Below are 9,326 nucleotides of genomic sequence, written 5' to 3'. Positions count from 1 at the left end.
GACGCCCAGCGCTTCTCCCGACCGGCAGGACCCCACGGACGGCGACCCCGCGAGCGCCGAGCCCACCCTGGCGGACCTGGGTGAGGACGGCGTCCTCGCGCTCATCCTGCCGCGCCTCCCGCGCGGCGGGTCGACGCTCCTCGGGCCGGGTGACGACGCCGCCGTGCTCACCGCTGCCGACGGTCGGACCGTCGTCTCCACCGATGTCCTCGTCGACGGTCGCCACTTCCGGCGGGCGTGGTCCACCGGGACCGACGTCGGTCACCGCGCCGCCATGCAGAACCTCGCGGACATCGCCGCGATGGGGGCCCGCCCGACGGCGCTCGTCGTCGCTCTCGTCTGCCCGCTCGACCTCCCTGTCTCGTGGCTCCTCGGGCTCGCCGACGGTCTCGCCGCCGCCTGCGGACCGAGGATCGGTGTCGTCGGCGGGGACCTCTCGGCGGGCGAGGAGCTCGCGGTGTCCGTCACGGTGCTGGGGGACCTGGACGGGGCGGAGCCCGTGCTGCGCAGCGGTGCCCGGGTCGGCGACGTCGTCGCCCACGCCGGGGTGCGCGGCCGCTCGGCCGCGGGCCTCGACGCCCTGCTGGCCGGGAGGGACGAGGACCTGCCGGAGGTCGTCGAGGGCTATCGGCGACCCGTCTGCCCGATCGAGGCCGGCCCGGCTGCTGCGCGGGCAGGTGCGACGGCGATGCTCGACGTCTCCGACGGCCTGCTGAGGGACGCCGGGCGCATCGCGAGGGCGTCAGGGGTCACGCTCGACCTCGACGACCCGGAGCGGTCCTTCCTCCCGGACCTCGCAGCACTCGCCGAGGCGGAGCGGGTGCTGGGCGGTGACGCGCGGGCGTGGGTGCTCACGGGAGGGGAGGACCACGGGCTGCTCGCGACCTTCCCGCCGGGAACGGACCTGCCGGCACCGTTCCGCGCCGTGGGACGCGTCGTGCGGGTGGTCGAGGGCACGCCGGTGCTGGTCGCGGGTTCCCCGCCGCACGGAGCTCTCGGCTGGGACCACTTCAGCCGCTGAGCCGTGCCGGCCGCTCAGTTCCGGCGGTAGCGCACCTCGAGGTGGTTCTCCTCGCCGATCGGGTCGAGGCGCTCGACGCCGTCCGGGGTGAACCCGTGGCGGCGGTAGAAGTGCCGTGCCCTGGCGTTCGCCGCGAGGACCCACAGCGTCACGGGGACCTCCGAGGGGACCTCGGCGAGGATGGTGCGCATCAGCTCGCGGGCCACCCCATGGCCCCAGGCCTCCGGCTGGAGGTAGATCGAGTAGATCTCCAGCCCGCCCAGTTCGGCGTCCTCGTCGCGGCTCGGGCCGATCATGGCGAACCCGGCGACGGCCCCGTCCTCCTCGGCGACGAGGACCCGCGTCCGGGGAGCGGGGTTCTCGAGGATCTCTGCCCACTGCGCGGTCCTGGCCTCGACGTCCAGGTTCGCCAGGTAGCTCTCGGCGACCACGTCGGCATAGGCCTGGCGCCATGCGGCGATATGCGCCTCGGCGATCCCCCGCGCGTCCTCGACGCGAGCAGGACGGATGTTCAGGTCGATCAGGTCGTCCACCATGGGGCAACAGTGCCATCCGACCGGACGGCTCGCCAGACCTGGGCTGAGACTGCTGTGACTGCCCTGCCGAGACCGCCGACCGCGTCAGGACAGCACGACGCCCGCGGGCCGACGGGCACGCGGGCGACGAAGGGACTGCTCAGGCGGCGCGCTGGACCTTGCCGGCCTTGAGGCAGGAGGTGCAGGCGTTGACCCGCTTGGGGGCACCGGCCACGACGGCGCGCACGCGCTGGATGTTCGGGTTCCAGCGGCGCTTCGTCCGGCGGTGGGAGTGCGAGATGCTGTGCCCGAAGCTCGGGCCCTTGCCGCAGACGTCGCAGTTGGCAGCCACGTTCTTCTCCTGATCATTCGAGCACGCCGTCATCGACGGCAGGGACGGGGCGGGGCGGCCGTGCGGCCGTACTCCCGGTGCGCCCGGCGTGACCGGGCAACCTCGATAGGGTAGCCGATCGCGGGCGCCGACCCAAACGGGGCCGCCGGGAACGGAGGTACGAGGTGGATCCGGAGCCGGACCGGCCGCCAGGTCGGTTGGCGGAGGACCTTCGCCGGGTCCTGGGCGAGCGGACCGCCGCCGCCCTGGCCAAGCTGGGGCTGCGCACCGTCGAGGACCTCGTCCGGCACTACCCGCGGCGCTACGCGGAGCCGGGCAGGCTGACCGATCTCGCCTCCCTGCTCCCGGGGGAGCACGTGACGGTGATGGCCCAGGTGCGCCAGGCCACCGTCCGCGACATGCGCTCGCGCGGCGGGGCGATGCTCGCCGCGGTCGTCACCGACGGGACGCGGGAGCTCTCGTTGACCTTCTTCGCCAAGCGTCGCGGTGCGCTGCGACCCCATGAGGACCGGTTGCGTCCCGGCAGGGTCGGGCTGTTCACCGGCACCGTCGGGGAGTACCGCGGCAGCCTCCAGCTCACCCACCCCGACTACCAGCTGATCGGTGACGGCGCGGACGAGGAGGCAGCGGCGCTCGCGGCGGCCAGCAGGCCGATCCCCGTGTACCCCGCGTCCGCTGCCGTGCCGACCTGGCGGATCCAGCGAGCGGTGCGCACGGTCCTCGACCCGCTCACCGAGGACGACGTCCCCGACCCGATCCCTCCGGACGTCCGCTCCCGGCACGGCCTCCCGGGTCTGCTCGCCGCGCTCCGCCTCGTGCACGACCCGGCGAGCGAGAAGGAGGCGTACCGCGCACAGCACCGGCTGCGCTTCGAGGAGGCCTTCGTGCTGCAGTCCGCCCTGGCACGGCGTCGGGCAGAGGCAGCGGCCGTGCCGGGGACCGCACGACTCGGGTCCCCTGGCGCGCGCCGCAGCCTGCTCGCCGACTTCGACCGCCGGCTGCCCTTCGCCCTCACCGACGGTCAGCGCGAGGTGGGGGAGCAGATCGCGACCGACCTCGCCGCCACGAGCCCCATGCAGCGACTGCTCCAGGGGGAGGTCGGGTCGGGGAAGACCGTCGTCGCCCTGCGCGCGATGCTCCAGGTGGTCGACTCCGGTGGTCAGGCGGCCCTGCTCGCGCCCACGGAGGTGCTCGCCACCCAGCACCTGCGCACCCTGCGCGCCCTGCTCGGCACCCTCGCGGAGGAGGGGATGCTCGGAGGGGAGGAGCACGCGACCAGGGTCGTGCTGCTCACCGGCTCCCAGCCGGCCGCGGCCCGCAAGGAGGCGCTGCTCGACGCCGCGTCGGGGCGCGCGGGGATCGTCGTGGGCACCCACGCCCTGCTGGGCGAACATGTGCAGTTCGCCGACCTCGGCCTCGTCGTCGTCGACGAGCAGCACCGCTTCGGGGTGGAGCAGCGCGACGCCCTGCGCACCCGGGGGGACCGCTCCCCGCACCTGCTGGTGATGACGGCGACGCCCATCCCGCGCACGGTGGCGATGACCGTGTTCGGGGACCTGGAGGTCTCCACGCTCACGGAGGTCCCCTCCGGTCGGGCCGGCGTCGTCACCCATGTCGTTCCCGCGGACAACCCCGTGTGGACCGCCAGGACCTGGCAGCGGGTGCGCGAGGAGGTCGACGCCGGACGTCGCGCCTATGTCGTGTGCGCGCGGATCGACGACAGCGGCGACCAGGACGGCTCGGAGATGGTCCCCGTCGACGAGGACGAGCCCGCCTCGACCGACGGGTCCGCCCCCGCCCGACCGCCGCTGCGCGCGGTGCTCGAGGTCGCAGCCGAGCTCGAGGGCCTCCCCGCTCTCGCGGGGGTCGCGATCGGCGTCCTGCACGGGAGGCTCGGGGCTCGGGAGAAGGACGAGGTGATGGCTCGCTTCGCCTCGGGAGCCACCCCGGTCCTCGTGGCGACGACGGTCATCGAGGTCGGCGTGGACGTCCCCGAGGCCAGCGTCATGGTGGTGCTGGACGCGGAGCGCTTCGGTCTGTCGCAGCTGCACCAGCTGCGCGGCCGGGTCGGCCGGGGCTCCCACCCCGGGCTGTGCCTGCTCGTCTCGCGGGCAGCGGAGGGCACGCCGTCCGCCACCCGCGTGCAGACCCTCGCCGCGACCTCCGACGGGTTCGCGCTCGCGACCGTCGACCTGGAGCTGCGCCGCGAGGGCGACGTGCTGGGGGCCTCGCAGTCGGGGAGGTCGAGCTCCCTGCGACTGCTGCGCGTGGTCCGCGACGCCGAGCTCCTCGCCACCGCCCGTGAGGACGCCCGCGCCCTCGTGGCGGCCGATCCGGGCCTGGGGTCCTGGCCGGCCCTGCACGCGGCGATCGAGGCCTGGCTCGACCCCCGCCGGGAGGAGTTCCTCGAGCGGGCCTGAGGCAGCGGTGCTCGAGCCGTGGGGGAGCGGCCGGGCCTGCCGATGCAGGGTCCGTCGGACCGGCGCCGCGCGCTGCGTAGGCTGTCGGCGTGTCCAAGCCCGCACGCGAGTCCGCGTCCACCCCGTCCGGTCGGCCTGCGCGCTCCCGTCCCTCGGCCAAGCGCCCGCCCGTGGTCAGGGCCGTCGACCTGCGGGTCGGCTACGCCGGGGCCCCCGTGTGCGCCCCCGTCTCCTTCTCGCTCCCCGCCGGCAAGATCATGGCGCTGGTCGGCCCCAACGGCGCCGGGAAGTCGACGGTGCTCCGCGCGGTGCTCGGCCTGCTCGAGCCGCTGTCCGGGACGGTGCAGGTCCTCGGGCGGGCCGTCGACGAGCGGGCGGTGGCCTACCGCGCCCAGGTCGCCAGCGTGCTCGACGACGACGCCTGGTTTCCCGCGCTGACCGTCTCCGAGCACCTCTACCTGACGGCCCGCGGTCACGGCGTCGCCGATGCCGAGGAGGAGGTCGACGAGCTGCTCGAGGAGTTCGGCCTCGCCGACCACGCGCATGCGCTCCCGACCGCGCTGTCCTCGGGCCAGCGGCGGCGACTGCTCCTGGCGGCCGGGCTCGTCCGGCCGCGCTCGCTGCTGGTGCTCGACGAGCCCGAGCAGCGTCTCGACGTCGCGATGCGCGGACACCTCGCCGACCGGCTCAACGCCGAGAAGGTGGCCGGCGGATCCGTCCTGCTCGCCACGCACGACCCCCAGCTGCTCGCCGCCGTCGCGGACCGCGCCGTGCTCGTGGGCGACACCAGCGGGACCCTGAGCGTGGACGACGCGGTCGAGGCCCTCCAGCCGGGGGTCCTGTGAGCGCGTCCGCCGCCGGCGCGGAGCCCGAGCGCTGGTGGGAGGCGGATCCCGCCGACCTCCAGCACGAGGCGCAGGACCTCGGCGACCCGCTGGAGCCAGCCGTCGGCCCGGAGGAGCTCACCGCCTTCCCCGCTGCACGCTCGATCCGTCGGTACACCGTCGCGGTGGCCCGGCAGCGCTCCGGCGCCGGGGTCGGCGAGCTGCTCGGTGACGTGTACTACGCGGTCATCATGATCGCGATCGGCTTCGGGCTCGCCCTCGGCGTCGCCGGTCAGCTGACCTCGACCGCTGCCCCCGTCGCGGCCGCCGGCACGGGGGCCTCCCTGCCCGCGGTGGTCGCGGTGGGGCTGGTGGCGCTCGCCGGGGTGGTCCTCACCCTGGCCGGACGCCTCGGCCCCGTCGGGCTGGGCGGCGCAGAGGCGACGTGGTGGCTCGGGCTGCCGGTCGAGCGTCGCGGACTGGTCCGTCCCGCGTCCCGACGCATCCCGCTCGTGGCCGCCGCCGCGGGCGCCCTCGTCGCGGGGATCCTCGACGGAGGACTGCTCGACGACGCCGGGATCGGGCACGTGCTGCGGATCGCCGCTGCTGCCGCCCTGGTGTGCGCGGGCGTCGTCCTGCTCGCCGGGCTCGCGCAGTCGTGGCGGGGCAACCGGCTGGCCGTCGTCGTCGGTGACGTGATCGTCGCCGTCTCGCCCGTCATCGCCGTGCTCGCCGTCGTCGGCGGCTGGCAGATGGACGGACTCCCCGACGCGCCCCTTCCCGTGCTGCTGGTCGGCGCCGTCGTCGTGCTGCTGCTGGCGGTCGCGCTCGACCGCCGCCTCGGTTCGATCCAGGGTCGCAGCCTGCGCGAGAGCGGCTCCGTCGCGGCGCAGGCCGCCGGTGCGCTCGCCTCGATGGACTCCCGCGAGCTCGGCCGGGTGCTCACCGACCGTGTCGCCAAGCAGCGCCGCCGCCGGTCCTGGCGGATGCGCCTCGTGCGCGGACCCGGCTCCGCGATCGTCGCAGCGGACCTCGTGGTCCTCGTGCGCTCGCCCCGGCACCTCGTGCAGGTCGTCGTCGCCGCCCTGCTGCCGGCTCTCGTGGTGACCACCCCGCAGCTCGCGGGGACGCTCGGCGTGCTCGTCGCGATCGTCGGCGGAGGGTACGTCGCGATGCTCGCGACCGGGGAGGGTGCGCGCCGCGCGGAGATGGCCCCGGTGCTGGACCGGCTCCTCCCGCTCGGGGCCGAGCAGGTGCGGCGCCTGCGCCTGATCGTCCCCGGTGTCGTGATGCTCGGCTGGGCGGTCGTCGCCTTCGGGACGATCGGCCTGTGGCGAGGCGACCTCGCCCTGTGGCTCGTGCTCGGTGTCCTCACCACGCCGGTCTGGGCGGGAGGGGCCCTGCGCACCGCGTACCGGCCGGCGCCGGACTGGGGAGGGAACCTCGTCTCCACCCCCATGGGGGCACTTCCCACCGGGGTCGCGGCGGTGCTGGCCCGCGGACCGGACGTCGTCGTGCTCGGCATGGTGCCCGCGATCATCGCGCTCGTCATCGGGTCCGTCCCGCCCGCGGTGCTCACCGCGCAGCTCCTCGTCTCGGTGATCGCGGCCCGGGTCGGGTCGAGCGCCTCCACCAAGACCCTCATGGAACGACTCACCGACGCCTCCGCCGCGCCGACGGCGCCGGCAGGGGGAGCGCTGCGATGACCCGCATCGTCGCCGGGACGGCAGGGGGGCGGTCGCTCGTGGTCCCGTCCACCGGGACCCGGCCGACGAGCGACCGGGTCCGTGAGGCGCTGTTCTCCCGGCTCGAGCACCTGGGGCTCCTCGACGGGACAGCCGTGCTCGACCTCTTCGCCGGTTCCGGCGCCCTGGGGCTGGAGGCCGCGAGCAGGGGAGCGGCGTCGGTCGTGCTCGTCGACCATGCCAAGGCCGCCGTCACCGCGCTGCGCCGCAACGTGTCGGCGCTCGGCCTGCCGGGCGTGTCCGTCGTCCCCGAACGGGCGTTGCCGTACCTGCAGCGTCGCCGCCCGGAGCCGGCCCTGGACCTCGTGCTCCTCGACCCGCCGTACGAGCTCGCCGAGGAGGACCTCGCCCACGTGCTGACGGCGCTCCACGCGCACCTGGCGCCGGAGGCGGTCGTCGTCGTCGAACGCTCGGCCCGTAGCCCGGAGCCCTGCTGGCCGGACGGCGACACGGCCCTGCACCGTCAGGAGGAACGCCGCTACGGCGAGACCGTGCTCTGGTTCGCCGCGCCGTAGGCTGGGGCCCGTGAGCATCGCCGTCTGCCCGGGATCCTTCGACCCGATCACGCTCGGTCACCTGGACGTGATCCGTCGGGGGTCGGCGCTGGTCGACGAGGTCGTGGTCGCCGTGGCGACCAACGCGGGCAAGCAGCCGCTGCTGTCCCTCGAGGAGCGGGTGGACCTGGCCCGACGGGCCGTGGCCGACCTGCCGGGCGTCCGGGTGGAGGCCGTGGGCGGGCTGCTCGTGGACTACTGCCGTTCGATCGGGGCGAGCGTGCTGCTCAAGGGGCTGCGGAACGGGGCCGACTACGACGCCGAGCTGCCGATGGCCCTGATGAACCGTCACCTGACGGGGATCGAGACCGTCTTCCTCCCCGCCGACCGTTCGGCGGTCCACATCGCCTCCTCGCTCGTCAAGGACGTGGCGCGGCACGGGGGGCCGATCGACGACCTCGTCCCGGAGGGCGTGGCCGAGGTGGTCAGGGCCCGCTGGGCCGAGCGGGCCGAGCAGGACGGACGTGAGGCAGGGAGGGCGCATGGATGAGGGACTGACCACGATCCTCGTCGAGATCGAGCGCGCCGTGCAGCAGGCACGGGCGATGCCGATGTCCTCGTCGGTCCTGGTGAGCAGGGCGGAGCTGCTCGACCTGGTGGAACAGGCACGAGCGGCGCTCCCTGACCAGCTGGGCCGGGCGGACGAGCTGCTCGCCGACGCCGACGACGTGCTCGCCGAGGCGCGTGCGCAGGCCGAGCAGATCGTCGCCGCTGCACGGGAGAGGGCGGCAGAGCTCGTCTCCACCGAGCAGGTGGTCGTGGCCGCCCGGGTGCGGGCCGAGGAGATCGTCGCCGCGGCCGAGGCCACCGGGGCGCAGCTGCGCCGCGAGGCGGACGACTACTGCGACCGCCGACTCGCCGACTTCGAGATCGACCTCGGTCGGGTGGTCGCGCAGGTGCAGGCCGGACGGGCCAAGCTGGCCGGGAGGCTGGACGCCGGGCGCTGATCGTCGGCCCGCGACGGGGCGAGTTGGGTGACGGGTCCCGATGCCGTAGCATTGTGCGTCGGCCCTGCCGCTCATGGCGCGGACCGGATCCCTCAGCATTGGACTTGACCGTGGAGCGCCCGATCGACCTCGATCCCCGTTCGCCCTTCGTGCTCGACACCCACGAGCTCGGACGACGACCGGGAACGATGCGAACGGTCACCCGCACGGTGCCAGCGCCGGAGGATCTCGGTACTGCTGTGATCGGCATCCCCGCCGGAAGCGATCTCGAGCTCGACTGTCGACTCGAGGCCGTCATGGAGGGGATCCTGGTCTCCGGATCCGTCCGGGGCGGGACCGTTGGTGAGTGCGTGCGGTGCCTGGACGAGATCCTCGGCGAGATCGAGGTCCCGATCCAGGAGCTCTACGTGTATCCCGAACGGGCCCAGGTCGCTGTCGAGGACGGCGACGACGAGGAGGATCTGCGTGAGCTCGAGGGCGATCTGATCGACCTCGAGCCCGCGTTGCGTGATGCGGTGGTGCCAGCACTCCCGTTCCGTCCGGTCTGCTCTCCGGAGTGCCCCGGTCTGTGCCCGCAGTGCGGCGCACGGCTGGCGGATCCTGAGAACGCCGGGCACCAGCACGAGGTCATCGATTCGCGATGGTCCGAGCTGACCAGCCTGTTCGACGAACCGAAAGAGAGCTAGCCGTGGCTGTTCCGAAGCGCAAGATGTCGCGCAGCAACACCCGTGCGCGTCGGTCGCAGTGGAAGACGACCGCAGCGACCCTCACGACCTGCCCGCGCTGCCAGGGCAACAAGCTCCCGCACATGGCGTGCCCGTCGTGCGGTGCCTACAACGGCCGTCAGTACGCCGAGGCGATCCGCACCGAGCACGAGGCCAGCTGAGTCGTGAGCGCCGGCGGTGGTCCTTCTGCCGCACCCGCCAACCGTCTTGCCGAGGAGCTCGG

At 74.4% G+C, this 9,326-nt stretch carries 11 protein-coding genes; 9 read left to right on the top strand and 2 right to left on the bottom strand.

What is annotated here, in order from left to right:
• Positions 1–67: 67 nt before the first annotated feature.
• Entirely contained in the window at positions 68–1,021 is a 954-nt protein-coding gene (locus ABWK99_RS09875; protein ID WP_372594531.1) for a thiamine-phosphate kinase, read from the top strand.
• A gap of 14 nt (positions 1,022–1,035) precedes the next feature.
• Here the strand turns inward: ABWK99_RS09875 and ABWK99_RS09870 are convergent, their stop codons facing one another.
• Both ABWK99_RS09870 and rpmB read right to left on the bottom strand, forming a co-directional pair.
• Entirely contained in the window at positions 1,036–1,557 is a 522-nt protein-coding gene (locus tag ABWK99_RS09870; RefSeq protein WP_372594529.1) for an N-acetyltransferase family protein, read from the bottom strand.
• Positions 1,558–1,696: 139 nt separating this feature from the next.
• Positions 1,697–1,888 (bottom strand): 50S ribosomal protein L28, encoded by a 192-nt coding sequence (rpmB, locus tag ABWK99_RS09865; RefSeq protein WP_372594528.1) that lies wholly within the window; start codon positions 1,886–1,888, stop codon positions 1,697–1,699.
• Between the two features lie 164 nt (positions 1,889–2,052).
• On the opposite strand from rpmB, the gene ABWK99_RS09860 reads away from it, so the two are divergent.
• The 8 genes from ABWK99_RS09860 (at position 2,053) to rpmF (ending at position 9,264) form a co-directional block, all read left to right on the top strand.
• Positions 2,053–4,308: an ATP-dependent DNA helicase RecG gene (locus tag ABWK99_RS09860; protein WP_372594527.1), complete on the top strand. Its 2,256-nt coding sequence runs from the start codon at positions 2,053–2,055 to the stop codon at positions 4,306–4,308.
• A 170-nt stretch (positions 4,309–4,478) separates the two neighbouring features.
• Positions 4,479–5,153, top strand: coding sequence for an ATP-binding cassette domain-containing protein (locus ABWK99_RS09855; RefSeq protein WP_372594530.1), 675 nt, complete (start codon positions 4,479–4,481; stop codon positions 5,151–5,153).
• Positions 5,150–6,838 carry a DUF6297 family protein gene (locus ABWK99_RS09850; RefSeq protein WP_372594526.1) on the top strand — a complete coding sequence of 563 codons (1,689 nt, stop codon included), beginning with the start codon at positions 5,150–5,152 and terminating at the stop codon, positions 6,836–6,838. Before ABWK99_RS09855 ends, ABWK99_RS09850 begins: the two co-directional genes overlap by 4 nt.
• On the top strand, positions 6,835–7,392 hold the full coding sequence (gene rsmD / locus ABWK99_RS09845; RefSeq protein ID WP_372594525.1) for a 16S rRNA (guanine(966)-N(2))-methyltransferase RsmD: 558 nt from the start codon (positions 6,835–6,837) through the stop codon (positions 7,390–7,392). Before ABWK99_RS09850 ends, rsmD begins: the two co-directional genes overlap by 4 nt.
• A 10-nt stretch (positions 7,393–7,402) precedes the next feature.
• Positions 7,403–7,921 (top strand): pantetheine-phosphate adenylyltransferase, encoded by a 519-nt coding sequence (gene coaD / locus ABWK99_RS09840; RefSeq protein ID WP_372594524.1) that lies wholly within the window; start codon positions 7,403–7,405, stop codon positions 7,919–7,921.
• Entirely contained in the window at positions 7,914–8,378 is a 465-nt protein-coding gene (locus ABWK99_RS09835; protein ID WP_372594523.1) for a hypothetical protein, read from the top strand. Before coaD ends, ABWK99_RS09835 begins: the two co-directional genes overlap by 8 nt.
• A gap of 110 nt (positions 8,379–8,488) precedes the next feature.
• On the top strand, positions 8,489–9,064 hold the full coding sequence (locus tag ABWK99_RS09830; RefSeq protein ID WP_372594522.1) for a DUF177 domain-containing protein: 576 nt from the start codon (positions 8,489–8,491) through the stop codon (positions 9,062–9,064).
• 2 nt (positions 9,065–9,066) lie between these two features.
• Positions 9,067–9,264, top strand: coding sequence for a 50S ribosomal protein L32 (rpmF, locus tag ABWK99_RS09825; protein ID WP_372594521.1), 198 nt, complete (start codon positions 9,067–9,069; stop codon positions 9,262–9,264).
• The last annotated feature ends 62 nt before the right edge of the window (positions 9,265–9,326 follow it).

This window comes from Actinotalea sp., from assembly GCF_041597215.1.
Classification (GTDB): Bacteria; Actinomycetota; Actinomycetes; order Actinomycetales; family Cellulomonadaceae; genus Actinotalea.
This window is presented reverse-complemented; position numbering and strand designations above follow the sequence as displayed.